Here is a 23,060-nt window from a genome sequence, read left to right on the forward strand (position 1 = left end):
ATCAACCGGCGGTACCAGCACATGTGGCCGATGACGTGGACCAGACTAGGCGGACCGAGTGGTTTGGTAAACCAGTTGGTCAGGAAAGATTGGGGTGAGCCGGGGTGGCAGTTCTCCTAAGGTTGGCGAGGTGAAAGCCGGGTGAGTGGGGGTGATCGCGTGGACGGACGGGCGCTGCGGTTCCAGCACCGACGACCCGAGCTACTCGACGCCTCGGTGGAGTACGTCCTCGACCACGGCATCGCGGAGCTGTCGCTGCGACCGATGGCCGCAGAGCTCGGAGTCACCCACGGCACGCTCCTGCGCCACTTCGGCAGCAAGGAGCAGCTGGTCATCGAGGTGGTCAACAGCATCCGCGAGGCCCTGCTCGACAACCTGGTCCGCTCGGCCGGAGGCCGCACCCCGACCACACCGGCCGAGGCCATGTCAGTTGCCTGGCAGCAGTTGTCCCAACCCGCCGAGCGCCGCCAGTTCGTGCTCCTCTTCGAGCTGGTCGCCCTGCAGGTGCGCACACCCGGGCGCTTCGGGTCACTGGCCACGATGCTCATCACCGACTTCCTCGGCCCCATCGAGGCCAGCCTCTTGGCCTACGACATGCCAGGACCCGCAGCACGGAACATCGCAACCGGCTTCCTCGCCCAAGTCCGCGGCCTCCAGCTGGACCTAGCCGTCACGGGTGACCAGCACCGGGTCGACGCCGCCATGAAGCACTACATCGAGTCAGTAACCAGCCGACCGGCAGGACTCGAACCCCTGACGGAGTGACCGCGATCCCCAAGAGACCACAGCATGTCGTCTCCGAACGGCCGGAACTCCTCGCCTCGACCTGCCATCAGGCTGGGGGTCGACCAGCGGGCAGCGCTCTGCCCGCGCCTACGAGGGCCCTCGCCGCCGATCGTCCGACTTTGCCGCAGATAGCGTGCGACGCCCTGGCCCGCAAGCGCTCATGCCGCGGAGAGCGCAGTCATGCCCATGCCAGTCACCCTCGGTCTACGAGGAGTGGGAGCCGTCTACCAGACGGCGAGAACCCAACGGGCTGTCGAGGGTGACCGTGATGGTGCGGAACACCCCCATGGCGGGGCAGGACTCCCCGCGTTGCTCCGTCACGACGACGGTGATCGTCACCTGGGTGGGCGATTCCTCGACGTTCGCATCGGCACTCTGGTCGCAGGCTCCGCCCGAGTAGCGCACGGTGACGTGGCGACCCTCAGGGCTGACGGTCGTGGGTGCCGTATTTTCGGCATCCTCGACCCATGGAGCCTCGTAGGTCAGGGGCTTCGGGGACAGGACGCCGGTCGCATGCACAATGCACATGAGCGTGATCAGCCCGAGCGCTGCCAGTCCGACCTTGAACGCAGTCCGGTACAGACGCGGCAACCCTCGTGGTGGACGCTCCGGTATCTGGGTCTCGTGACCGGCGGGCATCGTCCCCATCGCCCGAAACTACTGGCCGGCTCGTCCTCTCGTAGCCCGTTCCGACCACCGGATCTGGGGGTCCGCGCCTTTCGAGGGTGTGACGTTGCACGGCGTTCGGCCGTCGGCACCTCCGCTGGGCGCAGGGGTCAGCTGGCTTGGCGGAACTCGTGTTCGATGCGGTCCAGGGCGCGGTCGAGGTCGGCGTCGGCGATGAGCTGTTCGGCGTCCTCGGGATCGATGGGGTGGGTGCCAGTGGCATCGACGCGGCGGTAGAGCCGGTGGGGGGTGCGCCAGACGTAGTCGCCTGGCCCGAGTTGTCGCACCGTGTAGCCCAGGTGGGTCTTCGCGCGGTGCTCGGTGCGGCCCAGGGGTGCGGCGTTGTGGTCACCGGTCTGCCCCTCGGTCTGGCCGGCGGGGCCCTGCTGCTGGTAGGGGACACAGTGGTCCAGATCGACCCGGCGGGTGACCCGGGTGGCGTGGGGGAACACGTCACCGATGGTGCGCAGGTGGACCCGTTCCTTGACCGACTCGGGGTGCTCGTAGGCGTTGACCCGGACCTGGTCACCCAGGTCCACGACCGGCTTCAGCTCGATCACCGCGTCACCGAACAGGCCACGCAGCCGCTCGACCAGCAGCGGGCCGAGGTGCTCGACCCGGGCCACGCCCCACCGGTGCAAGGCAGCCTCGTGCAGGTGCACGTACGCCACCACCCGCGGACGCACCACACGGACCGGACGACGACGCGCAGTGGGCTCGGGCGACTGGGTGGGCTCGGGCGACTGGGTGGGCTCGGCGGGCTCGTCGAGCGCCTGGGGTGCTTCCAGGAGGTCGAGGACGCGGTCGGGGTGGGCCAGCCACCCGAAGGCCTCGGCCCGCAGCTCGTCACGGGTGGCGTCCGCACGCAGGTCGGGGGCCAGGGTGGGGTCCAGGTGGCGGCGCTGGTCGAGGGCGTCGGCGATCCGGTCGACCAGGGCGTCGAGGAACTCCGCGGGGCCGACCTCGATCCGGGCGATCACCGCGCACAGGCCGTGCTCGTCGACCCGGCTGCGGCCCACGTACCGCCGGGCCAGCTCAAGGCGGAGCCGCTCGGCGTAGCCGGCCGGGTCGGCCTCGATCACCTTGGCCTGCGCCAGCTCGATCACCCGACCCGGCGACTCCCCGGCGATCGCGTCCGCGACCGCGGCATCGACCAGGCCGACCTGGTCGCGGTCCAGACGCCGCGAGATCGACGCCACCCGCCGCGCGACCCACGGCTCGCACCCCCCGGCCAGCAGCAGCGCCCACACCCGCGGCAGCCGGTGCCGCAGGTCCAGCGCGTCGGCCACCGCCGACCGGGTGCTCACCGTGTGGGTCCGCCGTGCCACCGCCAGCTCGGGCAGGCACAGCTCCCGCACCAACGGGGTGCCGTCGCCGCCGATCTCGACCAGCCGGTCCGCCCCGTCCCACACCCGCCCCCCGTCCGGGCCACGCCGCGGGTCACTGCCGTGCAGGTCGGCCCAGTGGCACACCAGCACCAGGTCCTCCACCTCGACCGCCCGCCGCGCCACCACCCGCGCCTCGACCGCCGCGAGCGTCGCACCCGGGTCCAGGTCGTCGAGGGCGTCACGGTGATCCATGAACTGACTATACCCGAAACTATGTTCGAATAAACGCAGACACGCTGCCCGGGGTTTTCAGGCCGCCCCGGTCAGCGGAAGACGGACCGGCGCTGCATGAGCAGCGTGTAGAGCGTCTGCTGGATCGTCTCGCGGACCTGGTCGGTCACGTTGAAGACCAGCATCGGGTCGTCGGCGGCGCCGGCGTCCAGCTCGTCGGTGCGGATCGGCTCGCCGAACTCCAGCAGCCACTTCGACGGCAGCGGCACCAGCCCGAGCGGGCCGAGCAGCGGGAAGAACGGCGTCACCGGGATGTACGGCAGCCCCAGCAGCCGGGCCAGCGAGGGCACGTTGCCCACGAGCGGGTAGATCTCCTCGGCGCCGACGACCGAGAGCGGGATGATCGGGACGCCCGTGCGCAGCGCCGCCGAGACGAAGCCGCCGCGGCCGAAGCGCTGGAGCTTGTAGCGCTGCGAGTAGGGCTTGCCGATGCCCTTGAAGCCCTCGGGCCACACCCCGACCAGCTCACCGCCGCGCAGCATCCGCTCGGCGTCCTCGTTGCAGGCCAGCGTGGCGCCGCCCTTGCGGGCGACCGAGCTGACGACGGGCAGGCGGAACACCAGGTCGGCGCCGAGAGGTCGCAGGAACCGGCCGGTCGCGTCGTGGATCGACACCATCGTCATCAGTCCGTCGACCGGGACCGTGCCGGAGTGGTTGGACACCACCAGGGCGCCGCCCTCGGTGGGGATGTTCTCGGCGCCCCGCACCTCCACGCGGAACCACTTCTGGGCGATCGGCCGGAGGCTGGCCAGGAGGAGCCGCTCGGTGACCTCCCGGTCGAAGCCGTACTCGTCGACCTCGAAGTCGCCGGTGAGCCGACGGCGGAGGAAGGCGAGGAACCGGGCCAGCTGGAGCTCCCACTCGTCGCCGAACACCTCGCGGGCGCCGTGCTGGAGGGCGGCAAGCCAGTCGGCCGCAGGAATGCCGCCCGACGGAGCGCGGTCGGTGGTCGTGGCCGGCGGACGAGTCGCCTCGACGGGCTCGGCCCCGTCCGCCCCCGACTCGCCGGTCGGGCGCGGACGGGGGGCGGGCTTGGCGGAGCGCGACGGGTGGGCGGCCGCAGCGGCCGACCGGCTGCCGCCGGCCAGGCCCCGCGCCGCCGAGGACGGCTGGGTGCCCGTGCCGCGCCCGGGGCGACCCCGCGTGCCGATCGGGATGATCTCGGCGTCACCCACGGGCCGCACCTCCGGGGACGGGGAGCACGGAGGGCACCGGCTCGGGCTCGGGAAGCGCACTGGCCAGGCGGGCCAGGGCACGGTCGGCGTGGCCGCCGGCAGCCGGCAGCGAGTCGGCGAAGTCGGCGAGCGCCTCCGCGGTCGAGTACGCCGGCTCGAAGCCGAGGTCCTGACGCATCCGGGTGGTGTCCACGCCGCGGCCGTAGGTCAGCAGCGCCACCAGCTCGGGCGTCAGGTCCGCGACCCGGGAGGAGCGCAGCGCCGAGCGCACGCCGCCCAGCGCGAACGAGGGCAGCGGCACGCTGGCGCGCTGCAGCCGACGGACCGCCTGGGAGAGCGTCACGACCCCGTCGCCGGCGACGTTGAAGATGCCCGCGACCTCGGAGGTGGTGGCGTGCGCGAGCGCACCGATCAGGTCCTGCTCGTGGAGGAACTGCAGTCGCGGGTCGAACCCGAGGACGGTGGGCAGCACCGGAAGGCGCAGGTACGACGTCAGCGGGCTGACGACGTGCGCCCCGATCACGTTGGCCGGACGGAGGATCGCGACCCGGACGTCGGGGCGGCGACGGGCGAACCCGCGCACGTAGCCCTCGACCTCGCCGACGTCCTTGGCGTAGCCGGACCGCGGCGGCCGGCGCGGCTCCATGTCCTCGGTGAACATCGCGGGGTCGCGGTTGCTGGCGCCGTACACGGTGGTCGACGACTTCACCACGAGCGTGCGCAGGGTCGGCGCCTTCTGGCAGGCGGCCAGCAGCTGCATCGTGCCGATGACGTTGAGCTCCTTCATCGCCCCCCGTCCACCGTTGGTGCCGGGGGTGGCGATGACGCTCATGTGGACGACGGTGTCGACGTCCTCCTTCACGATGACCTTGGCGATCACCGGGTTGCGGATGTCGGCCCGCACGAAGGAGACGTCACCGATGTCGCCGCGCGGCGGCATCGAGTCGACGCCGACGACGCGCGCGACGCCGGGCTGGGCCGCGAGCGAGCGCGCGAACCGTCGGCCGAGGTCGCGTGAGACCCCGGTGACGAGGACGACCCTGCCGGCGCTGGGCATCGACCGCGCGGGCGCTACTTGCCGAGCTTGCGACGCTGGACGCGCGTCTTCTTCAGCAGCTTGCGGTGCTTCTTCTTGGCCATGCGCTTGCGCCGCTTCTTGATGACAGAACCCACAGGGAGACCTTTCCTGGCTGTGCTGCGTCGACGGGAGGTACCCGAGGACCGACCCAGCCTATCCGGCGGTGCCGGACCGGCAGAATCGAGCGGTGCCAGGCGGACGCCGGCAGGTCCGTGGGCGGGTCAGCCGGCGCTGTAGAAGCTCTTGCGCAGGTACTCGTCGACGTCACTCTCGAGGACCCGGAAGGAGCGGCCGACCCGGACGGCCGGCAGCTCGCCGTTGTGGACGAGTCGGTAGACGGTCATCTTGGAGACGCGCATCCTCGCCGCGACCTCGGCAACGGTGAGGAACTGGGAGTCGGAGATGTCCCCGGAGCTGGTAGCCATCGTGCACCGATACTTTCTGTCTGACGCGCCACCGGCTTCCCCACCGGTGAGTGCACGCGTCGCGCAGGGTGAGAATAGGGCCTGGTGTGACTCCTGGGGAAGGGGTTCACCAAAGTAGCTGACGAGACATCGGCGTGTCCGCTTGCGCGGCGCACCTCCGGGCGATCTCACCGAGGCGTCCCGACCGGCCGGTCCGGGACTCAGGGCAGCGGGTCGAGCCCGTGCAGCGGGAAGGTCTCCAGCCGGGTCGCGTGGATGGCGCGGTCCAGCCAGGTGTCGGGGTCGTAGCCCTCGCTCCAGTCCCGGTACGCCGGCGTGCGGCCGTCGGTCATCCGGTGCGGCGCGACCCGCCCGAGCGTCGTACGCACGTGGTCGCGCCAGCCCTCCGGGGTGTCCGTGTCGGTCTCCAGCGGCCGGCCGCCGACGATCGCGAGCAGGTGGGTCCACGCCCGCGGCACGACCTCGACCAGCGCGTACCCCCCACCGCCGGTCGCGACCCAGCGGCCGTCGCAGACCTCGTGCGCGAGGTCGTGCAGCGCCAGGTAGGCGGCGCGCTGGCCGTCGACGGAGAGCATCAGGTGGGCGAGCGGGTCCTCGACGTGGGAGTCGCAGCCGTGCTGGGTGACCAGGATCTCGGGCCGGAACTCGCGCAGCAGCGGCGGCACCACGGCGTGGAAGGCGCGCAGCCAACCGCCGTCGCCGGTGCCGGGCGGCAGGGCGACGTTGACCGCCGTCCCGAGCGCCTCCGGGCCGCCGAGGTCGCGGGGGAAGCCCGTGCCCGGGAAGAGCATCTGACCGGTCTCGTGGAGGGAGATGGTCAGCACGCGCGGGTCGTCCCAGAAGATCCGCTCCACCCCGTCGCCGTGGTGGACGTCCACGTCGACGTACGCGACCCGCTGCGCACCCTGGTCGAGCAGGTGCTGGATGCCGATCGCCACGTCGTTGTAGATGCAGAAGCCGCTCGCCCGGTCCCGCATGGCGTGGTGCAGCCCCCCGGTGATGTTGACCGCGTGCAGCGACTCCCCGGACCAGACCTGGCGGAACGCCTCCACGCTGGCTCCCACGATGTGGGCGGCCGCCTGGTGCATGCCGGGGAAGACCGGGTTGTCGTCGGTGCCGAGCCCGCGACGGTCGTAGTAGCCGCTGCCGGTCGTGCCCGCCTTGATGACCGCCTCGATCAGGCCGGGGTCGTGGATCGTGGCGATGAGGTCGTCGCTCGCGATCGGAGCGTCCACCCGCTTCAGTCGCCCGCCGAGCACTCCGAGCTCGTCGGCCAGCCGCATCGTGAGGTCGACCCGCACGGGCGACATCGGGTGGGCCGGCCCGAAGTCGTACTCGGTGAGGCTGGGATCGAAGACCACCGTCGCCGGGCCGTCGCACGTGGGCATGTCGCGACGGTATCGCTACTCTGGACCCGTGCTGACCCGTTCCGCGTACTGGTGGACCGCCTGAGGGCGGACCACTCTCGTCGACGCGCACGCACGACACCACCACGGCCGCCCACGGGCGGCCGTTCTGCTCTCCGGACGTGCTTCCTCGTGGGCCCTGACCCCAGGAGGACCCCATGCAACGCACGCTCTCGCTGCTCACCCCGAGCGGCCACCTCACCCTCGGCAACCTGCTCGGCGCACTGCGCCCGATGGCGGCCGCGGCCACCGCGGCACCGGCCGGCTGCTTCTACGGCGTCGCCGACCTGCACGCGATGACCACCCCGCACGACCCGGGACGGCTGCGAGCCCTCACGGCCGAGACGGCGACCCTGATGCTCGCGGCCGGGCTCGACGACGCCACCGTCTTCGTCCAGAGCCGGGTCCCCGCGCATGCCCAGCTCGCCTACCTGCTGGAGTGCACGGCGACCACGGGCGAGCTCGGCCGGATGATCCAGTTCAAGCAGAAGGCCGGCGACGAGTCGACCCGGGCCGCGCTGTTCACCTACCCCGCGCTGATGGCCGCCGACATCCTGCTCTACCGACCCGACCAGGTGCCGGTGGGCGCGGACCAGCGCCAGCACGTCGAGCTGACCCGCGACCTCGCGCTGCGGTTCAACCGGCTCTACGGGCCGGTCTTCACCGTCCCCGAGCTGGTGCTCCCGACGGCCGGCGCTCGGGTGATGCGGCTGGACGACCCGGCCCGCAAGATGGGCAAGTCCGACGCCGACGAGGCCGGCGTGGTGCTGCTGCTCGACCCGCCCGACGTCGTACGCCGCAAGGTCGCGCGCGCCGTGACCGACTCCGACACCGGGCCGGACGCCGTCCGCGCCGCCCCGGACAAGCCCGGCGTCTCCAACCTCCTCGACGTGCTGGCCGCCTGCGGCGGCTCGCCCGAGGGACTGACGACGTACGGCGCCCTGAAGCGCGCCGTCACCGACGCGGTCGTGGCCGAGCTCGAGCCGCTCCAGAAGCGGTACGCCGAGCTGGCGGCCGACCCCGGGCACGTCGCGTCGGTCCTCGAGGCCGGTGCCGCCCGGTGCCGCGAGGTCGCCGGCCCGGTGCTGGCCGAGGCGCAGTCGGTCATGGGGCTCGGACCCTCTTGAACATGTTCAAATCTCGGCGTACGGTCGCTCCATCGACTTGAACGTGTTCAAGAATGGAGGACCCGTGCCGGAGACCCTGCACACGCCCAAGGCGGAGCAGACCCGCCGGACGATCGTGGCGGCCGCGCTGCGGCTCTTCCGCGACCACGGCTACGGCCGGACGACGATGCGCGCGATCGCGTCGGAGGCCGGGGTCTCGGTCGGCAACGCCTACTACTACTTCGGCTCGAAGGAGCACCTGGTCCAGGCGTTCTACGACCAGCTCCAGGCCGAGCACGTCGAGGCAGCGGAGCAGGCGATGGTCGGGGTGAGGCGCTTCGAGCAGCGCCTGACGGCGGTCCTGGTCGCCTGGCTCGACGTCGCCGAGCCGCACCACCAGTTCGCCGGGCAGTTCTTCCGCAACGCCGCCGACCCGCGCAGCCCGCTCTCCCCCTTCAGCCCGGAGTCGGCCCCCGCGCGCTCGGCCGCGATCGGGCTCTACGAGCGGCTCGTCGCGGGGTCGGACACCACGCCGCCGCCCGCCCTGCGCCACGACCTGCCCGAGCTGCTCTGGCTGCTGCACATGGGCGTCGTGCTCTTCTGGGTCTACGACGACAGCCCCGGCCAGCGGCGCAGCCGGGAGCTCGCCACCCGCGTCGCACCGATCGTCGACCGCCTGGTGCGGGTCTCGCGACTCCCGGTCGTCCGCGGCGTCGTCGACGACGTGCTCGCGTTGGTGCGGTCGTTGCGGAGGCCGTCGTGAGCGGCCGAGCGGTGGCCGCCCGGGTCGTGGCGGCGGCCTACGTCGCGACGGTGGCCGGCCTGACCGCCGCGGCCTTCTCCGGCCAGGACCCCTGGTGGTGGGCCGAGATCGCGGCGGCGGTGCTCACGCTTCCGACGGTGGTCGTCGCCCTGCCGGCGATCTACGTGCTCGGTGCCGTCGCGTGGAGCTTCGCGGACGGCCCCGCGACCGGGTCGGCCTCATCGCTCGACCCGGTCGTGACCGTCCCCATCTGGCCGGTCACCTTGACGTTCACCGTCTTGATGACGCTGGTCGCCTGCACCAACGTCGCGCTGGTCCGGTCGCTCCTTCACCACCTCCGGGCGCCGCGGGCGACGACCCGCTGAGTGGGCTCCCCCGGGAGTCAGGACCGCGGGCGAGTCACCGTGGACCGGGAATGCCCGCCGGCGCGACGGGCCGTCCGCTCAGGACCCCTCGGCCAGCTCCCGCGAGCGGTCGCGGGCGGCCTCCATCGCGGCGAGGAACGCCGCGCGGACCTTGTGCACCTCCAGCTCGCGCAGCGCGGCGGCCGTGGTGCCGGCGGGCGAGGTGACCTGCTCGCGCAGCACGACGGGGTGGGTGCCGGTCTCGCGGAGCATCTTCGCCGAGCCGACCAGGGTCTGGATGACCAGCTCGGTGGAGGTGGCCCGCGGCAGGCCGAGGTGCACGCCGGCCTCGATCATCGACTCCACGACGTAGAACAGGTAGGCGGGCCCGGAGCCGGAGATCGCGGTGACGGCGTCCTGCTGTCGCTCGGGGATCCGCAGCACCCGGCCCACCGACGCCATCAGCGACTCCGCCTCGGCGAGGTGCTCCTCGGAGCAGTGGGATCCCGGCGAGACCGCGGCCATGCCCTCGTCGACCAGGGCCGGGGTGTTCGGCATCACTCGGACCACGGCGACACCCTCAGGCACCCGCGACTCGATGAAGGCGGTCGTGATGCCGGCGGCGAGCGACACCACGAGCTGACCCGGGCGCAACGCGTCCGCGATCTCGTCGAGCAGGTCGCCCATGTCCTGGGGCTTGACCACCAACGCGAGGGTGTCGGCCTTGCGGGCCGCCTCGACGTTGCCGACCACGGCGACGCCGTACCGCTCCTCGAGCTCGCGGGCGCGCTCGGGCCGCTTCTCCCCGACGAGGAGGTGGTCGACGCGTCGGCCGGCGCGGACCAGTCCGGACAGGAGGGTCTCCCCCATCACGCCGGCCCCGAGGATCGCGGTCTGCGCCATGTGTGCCGCCTAGCTCTTGGAGATCAGGGACCGCAGGAAGAATGTCAGGTTCTGCGGGCGCTCGGCGAGCCTTCTCATCAGGTAGCCGTACCACTCGGTGCCGTAGGGGACGTACACGCGCACGGACTCGCCCTCGGCGACCAGCCGTCGCTGCTCCTCGGGGCGGATGCCGTAGAGCATCTGGAACTCGTAGGTGCCCTGCGCGCGGCCGTGCCGGCTGGCCAGCGAGGACGCGATCTCGATCATCCGCGGGTCGTGGGTCGCGATCATCGGGAAGCCCTCGCCGGCGAGGAGCACCTTGAGGCAGCGCACGTAGGAGCGGTCGATCTCGAGCCTGTCCTGGAAGGCCACCGACTCCGGCTCGAGGTAGGCGCCCTTGCACAGCCGGACCCGGGACCCCTCGTGCGCGAGCGCCCGGCAGTCGGACTCGGTCCGGCGCAGGGCCGCCTGCAGCACCGCCCCGGTCTCGGGGAAGTCCTTGCGCAGCTCGCGCAGGATCGCCAGCGTCGAGTCGGTGGTGGTGTGGTCCTCCATGTCGAGGGTGACCGTGGTGCCGGCGTTGCGCGCTGCGCGGCAGATCGTGCGGGCGTTCTCCAGCGCGATCTTGTGGCCGCCCCCGAACCCGGCGGCGTCGGGAAGGAACTGACCGATCGCGCTGAGCTTGACCGACACCTCGGCGTTGCGGGTCAGGCCGCGGGCGGCGAGCTGCCCGAGGACCTCGAGGTACGCCGTCACCGTCGCGTCGGCCTGCTCGGCGTCCAGCGTGTCCTCGCCGAGGTGGTCGAGCGTGACCCGCAGGCCGCCGTCCACCAGTTCCGCCGTCGCGCGCACGGCGTCCGCGGTCGTCTCGCCGGGGACGTAGCTGCGGACGATGCCCGCGGAGACGGGCATGGTGCTGACCAGCTTCTTGACCGCCGCGCTGCGGGCCAGGAGCAGGAGCGGCTGACGGAGGAGCGACATGCTCCTCAGGCTACGACCTCGGTCCTCCCGCGTCCGATTCCCCGGGGGCCGGTGATGTCACTGGGTACGCCGGCGCAGGGTCGCGGCACCGAGGGCCAGGCCACCGACGGCGAAGGCGGCCACCACGGCGACGTCCTGCCAGACCTGGCCGGTGCTCGTCGAGGTCGTGAGGTGCTGCATGGCGTCGACGGCGTACGAGAGCGGCAACAGGTCGCTGACGGCCTCGAGGAACGGCGGCATCGCGTCGCGCGGCACCAGCAGCCCGCACAGCAGCAGCTGGGGGATGACGATCGCGGGCATGAACTGCACGGCCTGGAACTCGGTCTGGGCGAAGGCCGAGACGAACAGGCCGAGCGCGCTGCCGAGGACGGCGTCGACCACCGCCACGACCGTGAGCAGCCAGAGCGGTCCGACCACGTCGAGGCCGAGGAGCCCGACGCTCACCGCGACCGCGAGGACCGACTGGACCGCGGCGACGATGCCGAAGGCCAGGGCGTAGCCGACCAGGAAGTCCAGCTTGCCCATGGGCATCGCGAGCAGGCGCTCGAGGGTGCCGCTGGAGCGCTCGCGAAGCGTGGTGACGCTGGTGACCAGGAACATGACGATGACGGGGAAGATCGCCAGCAGCGCCGGGCCGATCTGGTCGAACAGCTGGGGGTTGGCGTCCTTGTAGATCCACCACAGCAGCGTGATCAGCAGGCAGGGCAGCACCAGGAGCATGGCCATCGTGCGCCGGTCACGGCGCAGCTGGATGATCACGCGGTGGGCGACGGCGAGGGTGATCCGCGTGCTCATGCCGCGTCCCCCCTGTCCTGCTTGACGATGGCGAGGAAGGCGGCCTCGACGTCGTCGACGCCGGCCCGCTCCTTGATCTCGGCCGGGGTGCCGTCGGCGATGATGCGCCCCTCCCGCATCAGCAGCAGGCGGTCGCAGCGCTCCGCCTCGTCCATCACGTGGCTGGAGACGAAGACCGCGACGCCGGCGTCGGCGAGCTCGTGGAAGAGCGTCCAGAGGTCCTCACGCAGGACCGGGTCCAGGCCGACCGTCGGCTCGTCGAGGACGAGGAGCTCGGGGTCGCCGAGCAGGGCGACCGCCAGGCTGGCCCGGGACCGCTGGCCACCGCTCAGCCGGCCGACCACGTCGTCGGCGTAGGCCTGCAGGTCGACCGACGTGATCGCTCGCTCCACGTGGTCGCTCCCGGCGCCGAGCACGCGGGCGAAGAAGCGGAGGTTCTCGGCGACCGTGAGGTCGTCGTACACGCTCACCGCCTGGGTGACGTAGCCGACGCGGTCACGCAGCGGCGTGCTCCCCGCCGCCTTGCCGAAGATCTCGACCGTCCCGCCCCGGACCTGCTGGACCCCGACCAGGCAGCGCATCAGCGTCGACTTGCCGCACCCGGACGGACCGAGCAGCCCGGTCACGCCGCCACCGATGGTCAGGTCGAGGCCGTCGAGCACGGTGTGCCGCCCCCGGACGACGCGCAGCCCGCGCACCTCCACCGCGTTATTCATCATGCGCTGAATTATGCTCCTCCGCGTGGGCGAGGGCAAGTGGATGAATCCCCGGCTGACCGGGGATTCCTGACGTTGTCGGGGGTTGCAACGCCTGACAACGTCATGAAGTCCCTGACAACCCCGGATGGATCCCCGGCTGACCGGGGATTCATCCGCCCCTACGGCAGCGGGCCGGTCAGGTAGCGCTGCAACGTCGGGGCGTAGACGGCGACCAGGTCGTCGGCCGACATCGAGGCCAGCGGCTCGAGGCCGATGACGTGGCGCAGCACGACGATGCCGACGAGCTGGGAGGCGACCAGGGGCAGCCGGCGGTCGGGGTCGTCGATGCCCAGGCCCGCACCGACGGGCTGGAGCACCATGCGGAGGAACCCGTCCTGCACCAGCTGCTGGCCCTCGGGCTCCAGGATGCCGCGCACCAGCGCGAGCAGGGGCGTGCGGGTGTGCTCGTCGTCCCAGACGGCCGCGAACAGCCGCATCAGCCGCTCCCCCGCGCCGTCTGGCCCGCCCTCGATGACCGGCCGGGTGACCACGCGCGGGTCGACCGGGAGCTCGAGGGCGGCGATGAACAGGTCGTCCTTGGTGCCGAAGTAGTGGTGCACGAGCGCGGCATCGACGCCGGCGGCCGCCGCGACCGAGCGGACCGAGGTGCCGGCGTACCCCGCGCTGGCGAACAGCGACCGCGCCGCGGCCAGGATCGCCGCGCGGGTGTCCGGGGCCCCCGGCCGGCGACCGCGACGCGGCGCCGCGGACGTCACGGCGTGCCCACCGCCGAGTGCTCGCGGGCGAACTCCAGCGACTCGCGCAGGTCGACCTCCCGCTCGGCGGTGTCGCGGCACTTGCGGGTGTTGATCTCGACGACGATCTCACCGTCGAACCCCACCTTCGCGAGGTGGCGCAGGAACGGCGCCGCGCCCATCGAGCCGCGCCCCGGGACCAGGTGCTCGTCCTTGGCCGACCCGGTCCCGTCGGTGAGGTGGATGTGCCGCAGCCGGTCGCCGAGCCGCCTGGCCATGAGGATCGGGTCCGACTGCGCGATCGCGGCGTGGGAGAGGTCGATCGTCGTGTTGGCGTAGGGCTCGTCCGAGGGGTCCCACCCGGGCAGGTACATCTCCATCCCGCGGCGCGAGGACGCGCGCCAGGGGTACATGTTCTCCACCGCGAACGCGATGCCCGTCGACGCCTCGAGCGCCGCGATGCCCTCCACGAAGCCGGCGGCGTAGGTCTTCTGCCAGCGGAACGGCGGGTGCACGACGACCACCTCGGCACCGACCGCCTGCGCCATCTCGGCGGAGCGCTCGAGCTTGCCCCACGGCTCGGTGCCCCACACCCGCTGGGTGAACAGCAGGCACGGCGCGTGGACCGCAGCGATCGGGACGCCGTGGTGCTCGGAGAGCTGCTTGACGGCCGAGGTCTGCTGGCTCAGCGCGTCGATGCCGACCATCACCTCGATGGTGTCGTAGCCCAGGGACGCGGCGTAGGAGAAGGCGTGCGCGGAGGACTCGGGGTAGACCGAGACCGTCGAGAGGCCGATGCGGGGCGGCACTACAGCTCCCCTTGGCCGGCCGTGATCTGGTCGAGCCGCTCGAGGATCACGCCCTCGCGCAGCGCCCACGGGCAGATCTCCAGCGCGGGCAGCTCGAAGATGTCCATCACGGCCTCGGCCACGAGCGCGCCCGGCACCACCTGGTGGCGTCGGCTCGGGGACACGCCGGGCAGGTCGGCCAGCTCGGCCGGCGTCATCGCGACCAGCTTCGGGATCCACTGGGTCAGGGTGTCCAGCGGCAGCGAGCGCGGCACGAGCGGGCCCTCCGCCGACGGCGCCGCGCCGCAGATGCGGGCGAGCGAGCGGAACGTCTTCGAGGTCGCGGCCGCGTGGTCGGGCACGCCCGCACGGATCAGGCGACCCGCGTCCCGAGCGACGTCGGCGCGGATCTGGCGACGCAGGGCCCGGACCGTGTCCTCGTCGGGGGGCCCGGCCGCGAAGTGCTGACGGGCCAGCCGGGCCGCGCCGAGGGGCAGCGACCAGGCCACGTCCGGCTCCTCGTCCGCGCCGCCCGCGATCTCCAGCGAGCCACCGCCGATGTCGAAGACCGACAGTCGCCCCGCGGACCAGCCGAACCACCGGCGTACCGCGAGGAACGTCAGCCGCGCCTCGTCCTCGCCGGACAGCACCTCGATCGCCTGGCCCGTGCGCTCGCGCACCTCGGCGAGCAGCGTCTCGCTGTTGACCGCGTCGCGGACCGCGGACGTGGCGAACGCGAGCATGTCCTCGCTGCCCTTGTCCTCCGCGACCCGCAGCGCCTGCGTGGTGAACGACGCGAGCGCGTCGATGCCCGCCTGGGACACGGCCCCGTCCTCGTCGAGGTGCTCGGCCAGGCGCAGCGGCTGCTTGTAGGAGTACGCCGGCAGCGGCGCGGCACCACGGTGGGCGTCGACCACCAGCAGGTGTCCGGTGTTGGAGCCGATGTCGAGCACGCCCAGGCGCATGGCACCACGCTAGCCGCTGCCCGGTCGCACCGTAGGGTTGGTCCGTGCCCGAGGTCGACCTGGTGTTCCCGCGTGCGTACGTCGAGTTCGTCAACCCGGCCGACGCCTCCGAGGTGCTCCGCTGCGACCTGACCTGGCTGACGTCGAGCTACCGCTGCATCTTCGGCGAGGGCTGCCGCGGCATCTACGCCGACGCCCCCGACGTGGGCTGCTGCACCCTCGGCGCCCACTTCGCCGACAAGGACGACGAGAAGCGGGTCGCCGCGTTCGTCGAGCTGCTCGACGAGGACCTCTGGCAGCAGAAGCCGGCCGGGAAGGTCCGCAAGCGGGACTGGATCGAGGTCGACGAGGACGGCGAGCGCAAGACCCGGGTCACCACGCTCGACGGTCAGCAGGCGTGCATCTTCCACAACCGCACGGACTTCGCACCCGCCACCGGGCAGGGCGGCGCGGGCTGCGCGCTGCACGCCCTCGCGTTCCGGCTCGGGCGCAACCCGGTGGAGACCAAGCCCGACGTGTGCTGGCAGCTGCCGATCCGCCGCACCTTCCGGGAGGTGGAGCGCCAGGACGGCTCCACCTACACCGAGGTCTCGATCGGCGAGTACGACCGCCGCGGCTGGGGACCGGGCGGCCACGACCTGGACTGGTACTGCTCGGGCAACACCGAGGCGCACGTGGCGGTCGAGCCGGTCTTCGTCACCCACGAGGCCGAGCTCACCGAGCTGATGGGCAAGCCGGCGTACGACGAGCTCGTCCGGCACTGCGACGCGCACCTGCGCTCGCGCTCGGCGCTGGCGCTCCACCCCGCCGACCCGCGCTGAGCAGATCCGGCCCTCCTCCGACCAGGGCCGGAAGTCCTCTCGACGTCAAGAGACACCGACCCCGGTGTCCGGCGTTCCTGAGAGAAGCCCGAGAATCAGGGCATGCGCCTGGACCATCTCTCTTTCGCAGCAGGACCTGATGGCCTCGCCAGCACTGCCCAGCGACTCGGGGGACTGCTCGGCAAGGACTTCGTCGACGGGGGTGTCCATCCCCGGTTCGGCACCCGCAACATGATCCTCCCGCTCGCCGGTGACACCTACCTGGAGGTCGTCGAGGTGCTCGACCACCCGGCCTCCGACAAGGCCCCCTTCGGCCAGGCCGTGCGGGCCCGCTCCGCGCTCGGCGGCGGCTGGCTCGGATGGGTCGTCGCGGTCGACGACATCTCCGTGGTGGAGCAGCGCCTGGGCCGCGAGGCCGCGCACGGCAACCGGCACCGTCCCGACGGGAGCGAGCTGCGCTGGAAGCAGATCGGTGTCAACGGCCTGATCGCCGACCCGCAGCTGCCGTTCTTCATCGAGTGGGAGTCCCCTGCCGAGATGCACCCCAGCAACGGCGCGGACCCCGACTTCTCCCTGGCCTGCCTGGAGATCGCCGGCGACCCCCACCGGGTCAGCGAGTGGCTCGGCGAGACCGTCGAGGCACCGCTGGAGGACGTCAAGGTCGAGTGGGTCGCCCCCAACGGCACGCCCGGCATCATCGCCGTGCAGGTCCAGACCCCGAACGGGCTCGTCCGGCTCTGACGGGCTGACCCCTGACGATCACCGAGGGCGCCCGGCCCAGCCCCAACATCTGGCACCACACGGCGACCTACGAGGTCGAGAACCGGGCCGTCGACCCCGACGGTGCGATCGAGGCCGCGATGCGCGCCGTCGACACCTGGGACGGCCGGGTCGTGCTCGACGTCGGCTGCGGCACGGGGTTCCACCTGCCGAGCTTCGCGGCCACCGCCGCGTCGGTGACCGGCGTCGAGCCGCACGGCGACCTGCTGGCGCTGGCCCGGCGGCGCACCCGACGGCTCCCGAACGTCACGGTGCTCCAGGGCACTGCACAGTCACTCCCGGTCCCCGACGCGTCGATCGACGTCGCGCACGCGCGGTGGGCCTACTTCTTCGGCCCCGGGTGCGAGCCCGGGCTGGCCGAGCTGGCGCGCGTCGTACGGCGGGGCGGCACCGCGTTCGTGATCGACAACGACCCCACCCGGTCGACCTTCGGCACCTGGTTCCGGCGGGGCTACCCCGACGTCGACCCGGCCGCGGTGGAGCGGTTCTGGTCCACCCACGGCTGGACCCGGACGTCGGTCGACATGCGGTGGAGCTTCTCCTCCCGAGCCGACCTGGAGGCGGTCGTGCGGATCGAGCTGCCGGGACCTGCCGCCGAAGCGGCCCTGGCCGGCCACGACGGCACCGAGGTGGACTACGCCGTCAACCTGTGGTGGCGGCGGTACTGACCAGCCTGGGGCCCGGATGCCCTAGCCTGCCTGCGGAACGGAGCGGGAGGGACCGATGAAGGATCGCGCGGACGGCCGACAGAGCAACGCCTACGAGCTGTTCATCCTCGTCCTCACCGTCTACTCGCTGTTGATCATGGTCGCCCTCGTGCTGCCGCTCTCGCCGCCGACGCTGAAGCTGCTCGGCATCTACGACAACGGCATCTGCCTGGTCTTCCTCGGTGACTTCGCGATGCGCCTGCTCCGGGCGCCGTCCAAGCGTGGCTACTTCTTCGGCGAGCGTGGGTGGCTGGACCTCCTGGGGTCGATCCCCAGCTTCGGGTTCTTCAGGTTCTCCGCCCTGTTCCGGCTCGCGCGACTGAGCCGGCTGGCCCGGATCACCCGCCTGTTCCGGGGTCAGCGCAAGAGCGAGATCGTGCGCGACATCGTGACCAACCGGGGCCAGTACGCCGGGTTCGTGACGTTCCTGCTGGCCTTCCTGGTCCTGTCGCTGTCGTCGGTGCTCGTCCTGCAGTTCGAGAGTGCCTCGCCCCAAGCCAACATCACCACCGGTGAGGACTCGTTGTGGTGGTCCGCGGTCACGCTGACCACGGTCGGGTACGGCGACTACTACCCGGTCACCGCGGGCGGTCGGATCGTGGCCGCAGTGGTCATGCTGGCCGGCATCGGGATCATCGCGTCGCTGGCCAGCATCCTGTCCCGCGTCATGGTTCCGACCGACGACGAGGCCGAGGTGGACGAGCTGCGCGAGCTCACCCAGCAGCTGGCGGAGCTGCGCAGCGAGGTCGCGCGGCTGCGCACCGACCTCGGTGCGCGCCCTGCCGAGGGCGAGGGCGGCGACTAGGACGAGCCGCGCAGGGTCAGGGTCGGGGTGAGCATCACGCCGGAGCCGATGACCGGCGGGTGGGCCAGCAGTCCCTCCAGCGCCTTGACGACCTCGACCGCGACCTCCTCCAGCGGCTGGCGCACCGAGGTGAGCCCGTGGGGCACCACCTGCGCGACCTGGGAGTCGTCGAAGCCCACGACGGCGACGTCCCGACCGGGGGTCAGGCCGCGCTCGGCGAGGGTGTGGAGCACCCCCATGGCCAAGGTGTCGGAGGCGCACACGAACGCCGAGGGGTGGGCCTCGTCGAGCAGCACCGAGCTCGCCTCGCGGCCGCTGCCGATCGTGTCCTCCACGCGCGAGGCCAGACCGGTCGTGGACAGGCCGCGGGCGTGCATCGCGCGGAGCCAGCCCGACCGCCGGTCCTCCCCGATGAAGGAGTCCTTGCGCCACCCGATCCACGCGACCCGGGTGTGGCCGCGGTCGAGCAGGTGGCTGGTCGCCAGGTCCGTGCCGGCCGCACCGTCGACGTCGACCCACGGGTGCACGGCGTCGGGGTTGTCCCACGGGCGTCCGAACGCGACGAACGGCGCCCGGCGCTCCTCCAGCCAGGTGGCCTGGGGGTTGCCGAGGTAGGTGTCGGTGACGACGAAGGCGTCCACGGCGGTCGACCGCAGCAGGTCGTCGTACCCCGTCAGCGGGTCGCGGGGGTCGCCGGCGAAGAGCAGCACGTGGTAGCCGGCCTCGCGCGAGGTCTCCACCAGGGAGTGCACGAACCGGTCCATGGTGGCGTTGGCCGTGCCCTCCTGCGCCGGGCCGATGCGCATGCCGATCAGGTGCGAGGCGCGGGTGCGCAGGTTGCGCGCGGCCCGGTTGGGCGAGTAGCCCAGCTCGTCGATGGCCTCGAGCACGCGGGCCAGGGTGTCGGCGCGCAGCAGGTCGGGGTTGTTGACGGCGTTGGAGACGGTCTGCCGCGAGACGCGGGCCAGCTCCGCCACGTCGGCGAGGGTCGGCGGCGTCACGGGCAGTCCGTTGCCGGCCCGCCCGACCGGCCGCTCGGCGTCCTTGGACACGCCCGCCCCCTGGTGCTCGACTCGGCACGACTTGATCGATCCAAGGACACCATAACCGGCGCTGCGGCCCCCGCCCGCCGGCCGCGACGCGCCGCTGTCGGCGCCGCGGTCTAGCGTGACCGCCATGCCGAGGACCCCGCGCGCCGCCTTCCGCTGCTCCGAGTGCGGCTGGGAGACCGCGAAGTGGGTGGGCCGCTGCGGGGAGTGTCAGGCGTGGGGGTCGGTGGCCGAGGCGGCAGCGGCGCCGGCCGGGCGCACGGCGGCCACGCCGGTGAGCCGGCCGGCGGTGCCGATCGGCGAGGTGTCGGTGGAGGAGTCGGCCTTCCGCACCAGCGGCGTGCCCGAGCTCGACCGGGTCCTCGGCGGTGGCCTCGTCCCGGGGGCGGTGATCCTGCTCGCGGGCGAGCCGGGCGTCGGCAAGAGCACGCTGCTGCTCGAGGTGGCCGCCCAGACCGCGCGCTACCAGCGCCGCACCCTCTACGTCACCGGCGAGGAGTCCGCCTCGCAGGTCCGGCTGCGGGCCGACCGCACCGGCGGGGTGCACGACCAGCTCTACCTCGCGGCGGAGACCGACCTCGGCGCGGTGCTCACCCACATCGAGCAGGTGCGGCCCACGCTGCTGGTCGTCGACTCGGTCCAGACCATCGGCGCGACCGGGGTCGACGGGGTGCCGGGCGGGGTCACCCAGGTCAAGGAGGTCGCCGCCGCCCTGGTGCGGGTGGCCAAGACGCGCAACATCACCACGGTGCTCGTGGGGCACGTGACCAAGGACGGCTCGATCGCCGGGCCCCGGGTGCTCGAGCACGTCGTCGACGTCGTGCTGCACTTCGAGGGCGACCGCGACTCGCGGTTCCGGATGGTGCGGGCCATGAAGAACCGCTTCGGCCCGGTCGACGAGGTGGGGTGCTTCGACCTGTCCTCCGACGGCATCGCCGCGGTCACCGATCCGACCGGCCTGTTCGTCGGCAGCCACCACTCGCCGGTGCCGGGCACCTGCGTCGCGGTCACCATGGAGGGCCGCCGGCCGCTGCTGGCCGAGGTGCAGGCGCTGGTCACCCAGAGCGCCGCCGAACGTCCGCGGCGCACCACCTCGGGCCTGGACTCCTCGCGGGTCGCGATGGTGCTCGCGGTGCTGCAGCAGCACTGTGGCGTCCGGCTGCACACCTGCGACGTGTTCGCCTCCACCGTCGGCGGGGCACGCGTCGTCGAGCCGGCGAGCGACCTGGCCGTGGCCGTGGCACTGACGTCGGCGAGCCGCGGCGTGCCCGCGCCGCGCGGCGTCGTGGCGATGGGCGAGATCGGCCTGTCCGGCGAGCTGCGCCGGGTGCGCGACCTGCCGCAGCGCCTCGCGGAGGCGGCCCGGCTGGGCTTCCAGCTCGCCGTGGTGCCCACCGAGGCCGGGCGCGGTGGCGCCCGGTCCCCGGAGTCCTGGACGGTGGACGGGATGCGCGTGCTCGACGTCCCCGACGTCGGGGCCGCGCTGCGGCTGCTGCAGCTGGTCTCGCCCGGCCGACCGCAGCGCCCACGGGCGGTCGAAGACCTGTGACGGTGGTGGGCAGCCTCTAGACTGCGGCCAGCGGCGGACGGACGCCGCTCACGGGGAGGACGGCAGACGTGGCAAGCGACCGCTCGGACGAGACGCTCCGCCTGCGCGCGACCCTCGCGACCATCGCGCCCGGCACACCGCTGCGCGACGGTCTCGAGCGGATCCTGCGCGGACGCACCGGGGCGCTCATCGTGCTCGGCCACGACAAGGTGGTCGAGTCGATCTCGACCGGCGGCTTCCACCTCGACGTGCCGTTCACCGCGACCGGCCTGCGCGAGCTGGCCAAGATGGACGGCGCGATCATCGTCGACCGGGACGTCACCCGCATCCTGCGGTCGGCCGTGCACCTGATGCCCGACCACACGATCCCGTCGGAGGAGACCGGCACCCGGCACCGCACCGCCGACCGGGTGGCGCGGCAGACCGGCTTCCCGGTCATCTCGGTGTCGCAGTCGATGCAGATCATCGCGGCGTACGTCGGGGAGACCCGGCACGTCCTGGAGGACTCCGGCCAGATCCTGTCCCGGGCCAACCAGGCCCTCGCGACCCTCGAGCGCTACAAGCTGCGGCTGGACGAGGTGTCCAGCACGCTGTCGGCGCTGGAGATCGAGGACCTGGTGACCGTGCGCGACGTCGCCGTGGTCGCCCAGCGGCTGGAGATGGTCACCCGGATCGCCAGCGAGATCGAGGACTACGTGCTCGAGCTCGGCACCGACGGACGCCTGCTGTCCCTCCAGCTGGAGGAGCTGGTGACCGGCGTCGACACCGAGCGCGAGCTGGTGATTCGCGACTACCTGCCGACCGGTCGCCGCTCGAAGAGCCCGGAGGCGCTGCTCAACCGGCTCGAGTCGCTGTCGTCGACCGAGCTCGTCGACCCGGCCGCCGCCGCCCGCGCCCTCGGGCTCGGCAACGGCGAGCACCTCGACGGCGCGGTCGCCCCGCGGGGCTACCGGCTGCTGGCCAAGGTGCCCCGGCTGCCCAGCACCGTGGTCGACCGCCTCGTGGACCACTTCGGGACCCTGCAGAAGCTGCTCTCGGCCGGGGTCGACGACCTCCAGGCGGTCGAGGGCGTCGGCGAGCTGCGCGCCCGCAGCGTGCGCGAGGGCCTGTCCCGCCTCGCCGAGTCCACGATCCTCGAGCGCTACGTGTGACGAAGTCACACGGAGCGCTCAACGGTGATCGAGTAGCCCGGCGCGACTGAGGGACGAAGTCGCGACGCGGCGTATCGAGATCCGGTGAGCAGCCTCAGCCCGAGTGACCCGCCGAGGGATTGCCGCTCGGCTTGGTGGTGGCCGTGCCACTCGGCGACCGGCTCGGCGAGCGCGTCGGGTGGGGGCTCTGGGTCGGCTTCGCGGTCCTGGTGACGGTGGCCGCCGTCGGGGTGGTCAGCTCGAACTGCAGGTCGGAGGGCTCGCCCCCGAGGGCGGCGGCGGTGACGTGGTACCACCCCGGCATCGCCCAGCCGGCGAGCTTGGAGCACCGGTCGTCCGACCGCCGGGCGTCGGTCCACGTCAAGGTGACGTGCGTCGTGACGGCCCGGCGGACGACGACGTCCTCGACCGGGATCGCCCGCGGGCACTGGCGGCTCGACCAGATCGCGTCCTTGCCCGAGGTGATGTCGACGCTCAGCTCCTGGTGACCGGTGCGCCAGGTGCAGGCCGGCGACTCGATGGTGCGCAGCTGCAGGACGATCGGGACGTCGCGGCCGGCGACGGCCCGGGACACCTGCGGGGTGACCGCGATGTCGGTCGGGTCGCAGGGGCCCTGGGGGACGGCCAGGGTCGGTGTCGACGTGGGTGTCGGCGTCGGTGTGGGGCGGACCGTGCCGGTGCGGTGCTTGCGAGGAGTCGGTGCCGGCGTGGTGGCCGTCGAGGCGCTGCCCGTGGTCGACACGCCGGTGGTCGGCGACTGCTCGGCCGCCAGACGGGCGGTGCCGCCGCCCGACGCGTCGCTGCTCCCGTCGAGCAGCCGGGCGATGCCGACGACCAGCAGGACGGCGGTCCCGAGCACCATCAGCCGGCGCACCCAGTAGACGCGCGCCGGCAGCGGTCCTCGGGTCAGCCCTGGCATGGAGGTCACGCTAGTCAGCAGGTGCCTGCTGGTGGCGTTGCCACACC

General features: G+C 72.5%; 26 protein-coding genes. 10 read left to right on the forward strand and 16 right to left on the reverse strand.

The window, feature by feature from the left end:
* Positions 1–159: 159 nt before the first annotated feature.
* Positions 160–765, forward strand: coding sequence for a TetR/AcrR family transcriptional regulator (locus ACILRH_RS11120; RefSeq protein WP_395693255.1), 606 nt, complete (start codon positions 160–162; stop codon positions 763–765).
* A gap of 225 nt (positions 766–990) precedes the next feature.
* Here the strand turns inward: ACILRH_RS11120 and ACILRH_RS11125 are convergent, their stop codons facing one another.
* The 7 genes from ACILRH_RS11125 to ACILRH_RS11155 all read right to left on the reverse strand — a co-directional run bounded on the left by ACILRH_RS11125 (position 991) and on the right by ACILRH_RS11155 (position 7,137).
* Positions 991–1,434 carry a hypothetical protein gene (locus ACILRH_RS11125; RefSeq protein ID WP_395693258.1) on the reverse strand — a complete coding sequence of 148 codons (444 nt, stop codon included), beginning with the start codon at positions 1,432–1,434 and terminating at the stop codon, positions 991–993.
* Positions 1,435–1,562: 128 nt separating this feature from the next.
* The gene (locus ACILRH_RS11130) at positions 1,563–3,032 is read right to left on the reverse strand and encodes a hypothetical protein (protein ID WP_395693260.1); all 1,470 of its coding nucleotides are present in this window, start codon (positions 3,030–3,032) and stop codon (positions 1,563–1,565) included.
* 71 nt (positions 3,033–3,103) lie between these two features.
* Positions 3,104–4,246, reverse strand: coding sequence for a lysophospholipid acyltransferase family protein (locus tag ACILRH_RS11135; RefSeq protein WP_395693262.1), 1,143 nt, complete (start codon positions 4,244–4,246; stop codon positions 3,104–3,106).
* Positions 4,239–5,303 (reverse strand): NAD-dependent epimerase/dehydratase family protein, encoded by a 1,065-nt coding sequence (locus ACILRH_RS11140; RefSeq protein WP_395693263.1) that lies wholly within the window; start codon positions 5,301–5,303, stop codon positions 4,239–4,241. Before ACILRH_RS11140 ends, ACILRH_RS11135 begins: the two co-directional genes overlap by 8 nt.
* A 14-nt stretch (positions 5,304–5,317) precedes the next feature.
* Positions 5,318–5,419 (reverse strand): 30S ribosomal protein bS22, encoded by a 102-nt coding sequence (locus ACILRH_RS11145; RefSeq protein ID WP_008356322.1) that lies wholly within the window; start codon positions 5,417–5,419, stop codon positions 5,318–5,320.
* 126 nt (positions 5,420–5,545) lie between these two features.
* Entirely contained in the window at positions 5,546–5,749 is a 204-nt protein-coding gene (locus tag ACILRH_RS11150) for a helix-turn-helix domain-containing protein (protein ID WP_395693265.1), read from the reverse strand.
* A gap of 200 nt (positions 5,750–5,949) precedes the next feature.
* Positions 5,950–7,137 carry an acetoin utilization protein AcuC gene (locus tag ACILRH_RS11155; protein ID WP_395693266.1) on the reverse strand — a complete coding sequence of 396 codons (1,188 nt, stop codon included), beginning with the start codon at positions 7,135–7,137 and terminating at the stop codon, positions 5,950–5,952.
* Between the two features lie 176 nt (positions 7,138–7,313).
* Between ACILRH_RS11155 and trpS the strand changes: the two genes are divergently transcribed.
* From trpS to ACILRH_RS11170, 3 genes are all read left to right on the forward strand, one after another.
* The gene (gene trpS / locus ACILRH_RS11160; protein ID WP_395693267.1) at positions 7,314–8,282 is read left to right on the forward strand and encodes a tryptophan--tRNA ligase; all 969 of its coding nucleotides are present in this window, start codon (positions 7,314–7,316) and stop codon (positions 8,280–8,282) included.
* A 64-nt stretch (positions 8,283–8,346) separates the two neighbouring features.
* Entirely contained in the window at positions 8,347–9,024 is a 678-nt protein-coding gene (locus tag ACILRH_RS11165) for a TetR/AcrR family transcriptional regulator (RefSeq protein WP_395693268.1), read from the forward strand.
* Entirely contained in the window at positions 9,021–9,389 is a 369-nt protein-coding gene (locus ACILRH_RS11170; RefSeq protein ID WP_395693269.1) for a hypothetical protein, read from the forward strand. The genes ACILRH_RS11165 and ACILRH_RS11170 overlap by 4 nt, the downstream gene beginning before the upstream one ends.
* Before the next feature lie 78 nt (positions 9,390–9,467).
* Here the strand turns inward: ACILRH_RS11170 and proC are convergent, their stop codons facing one another.
* The 7 genes from proC to ACILRH_RS11205 form a co-directional block, all read right to left on the reverse strand.
* Positions 9,468–10,271 (reverse strand): pyrroline-5-carboxylate reductase, encoded by an 804-nt coding sequence (proC, locus tag ACILRH_RS11175; protein WP_395693270.1) that lies wholly within the window; start codon positions 10,269–10,271, stop codon positions 9,468–9,470.
* Positions 10,272–10,280: 9 nt separating this feature from the next.
* The gene (locus tag ACILRH_RS11180) at positions 10,281–11,231 is read right to left on the reverse strand and encodes a proline dehydrogenase family protein (RefSeq protein ID WP_395693272.1); all 951 of its coding nucleotides are present in this window, start codon (positions 11,229–11,231) and stop codon (positions 10,281–10,283) included.
* A gap of 57 nt (positions 11,232–11,288) precedes the next feature.
* Complete coding sequence (locus ACILRH_RS11185; RefSeq protein WP_395693274.1) at positions 11,289–12,026, reverse strand: ABC transporter permease; 738 nt, start codon at positions 12,024–12,026, stop codon at positions 11,289–11,291.
* Positions 12,023–12,745 (reverse strand): ABC transporter ATP-binding protein, encoded by a 723-nt coding sequence (locus ACILRH_RS11190; RefSeq protein WP_395693276.1) that lies wholly within the window; start codon positions 12,743–12,745, stop codon positions 12,023–12,025. Before ACILRH_RS11190 ends, ACILRH_RS11185 begins: the two co-directional genes overlap by 4 nt.
* A 158-nt stretch (positions 12,746–12,903) precedes the next feature.
* On the reverse strand, positions 12,904–13,500 hold the full coding sequence (locus tag ACILRH_RS11195; protein ID WP_395693278.1) for a TetR family transcriptional regulator: 597 nt from the start codon (positions 13,498–13,500) through the stop codon (positions 12,904–12,906).
* Positions 13,497–14,288 carry a sugar phosphate isomerase/epimerase family protein gene (locus ACILRH_RS11200; RefSeq protein ID WP_395693280.1) on the reverse strand — a complete coding sequence of 264 codons (792 nt, stop codon included), beginning with the start codon at positions 14,286–14,288 and terminating at the stop codon, positions 13,497–13,499. Before ACILRH_RS11200 ends, ACILRH_RS11195 begins: the two co-directional genes overlap by 4 nt.
* Entirely contained in the window at positions 14,288–15,232 is a 945-nt protein-coding gene (locus tag ACILRH_RS11205) for a Ppx/GppA family phosphatase (RefSeq protein WP_395693282.1), read from the reverse strand. The genes ACILRH_RS11200 and ACILRH_RS11205 overlap by 1 nt, the downstream gene beginning before the upstream one ends.
* 44 nt (positions 15,233–15,276) lie before the next feature.
* Here ACILRH_RS11205 and ACILRH_RS11210 point away from each other — a divergent pair, with 44 nt between their 5' ends.
* From ACILRH_RS11210 to ACILRH_RS11225, 4 genes are all read left to right on the forward strand, one after another.
* The gene (locus ACILRH_RS11210) at positions 15,277–16,053 is read left to right on the forward strand and encodes a hypothetical protein (protein WP_395693284.1); all 777 of its coding nucleotides are present in this window, start codon (positions 15,277–15,279) and stop codon (positions 16,051–16,053) included.
* A 102-nt stretch (positions 16,054–16,155) separates the two neighbouring features.
* Complete coding sequence (locus ACILRH_RS11215) at positions 16,156–16,794, forward strand: VOC family protein (protein ID WP_395693286.1); 639 nt, start codon at positions 16,156–16,158, stop codon at positions 16,792–16,794.
* Positions 16,795–16,913: 119 nt separating this feature from the next.
* Positions 16,914–17,501 (forward strand): class I SAM-dependent methyltransferase, encoded by a 588-nt coding sequence (locus ACILRH_RS11220; RefSeq protein ID WP_395693288.1) that lies wholly within the window; start codon positions 16,914–16,916, stop codon positions 17,499–17,501.
* A gap of 55 nt (positions 17,502–17,556) precedes the next feature.
* On the forward strand, positions 17,557–18,345 hold the full coding sequence (locus ACILRH_RS11225; RefSeq protein WP_395693290.1) for a potassium channel family protein: 789 nt from the start codon (positions 17,557–17,559) through the stop codon (positions 18,343–18,345).
* Here ACILRH_RS11225 and ACILRH_RS11230 read toward each other — a convergent pair.
* Entirely contained in the window at positions 18,342–19,397 is a 1,056-nt protein-coding gene (locus ACILRH_RS11230) for a LacI family DNA-binding transcriptional regulator (RefSeq protein WP_395693292.1), read from the reverse strand. The two genes, ACILRH_RS11225 and ACILRH_RS11230, sit on opposite strands and share 4 nt — an antisense overlap.
* Positions 19,398–19,521: 124 nt before the next feature.
* Here ACILRH_RS11230 and radA point away from each other — a divergent pair, with 124 nt between their 5' ends.
* Both radA and disA read left to right on the forward strand, forming a co-directional pair.
* Complete coding sequence (gene radA, locus ACILRH_RS11235; protein WP_395693294.1) at positions 19,522–20,943, forward strand: DNA repair protein RadA; 1,422 nt, start codon at positions 19,522–19,524, stop codon at positions 20,941–20,943.
* Positions 20,944–21,011: 68 nt separating this feature from the next.
* Positions 21,012–22,094, forward strand: a complete 1,083-nt coding sequence (disA, locus tag ACILRH_RS11240) for a DNA integrity scanning diadenylate cyclase DisA (protein ID WP_395693296.1) — start codon at positions 21,012–21,014, stop codon at positions 22,092–22,094.
* A 94-nt stretch (positions 22,095–22,188) separates the two neighbouring features.
* Here the strand turns inward: disA and ACILRH_RS11245 are convergent, their stop codons facing one another.
* Positions 22,189–23,013 carry a hypothetical protein gene (locus tag ACILRH_RS11245; protein ID WP_395693298.1) on the reverse strand — a complete coding sequence of 275 codons (825 nt, stop codon included), beginning with the start codon at positions 23,011–23,013 and terminating at the stop codon, positions 22,189–22,191.
* Positions 23,014–23,060 lie beyond the last annotated feature (47 nt).

It is taken from the genome of Nocardioides sp., from assembly GCF_044226765.1.
Taxonomy (GTDB): domain Bacteria; phylum Actinomycetota; class Actinomycetes; order Propionibacteriales; family Nocardioidaceae; genus Nocardioides.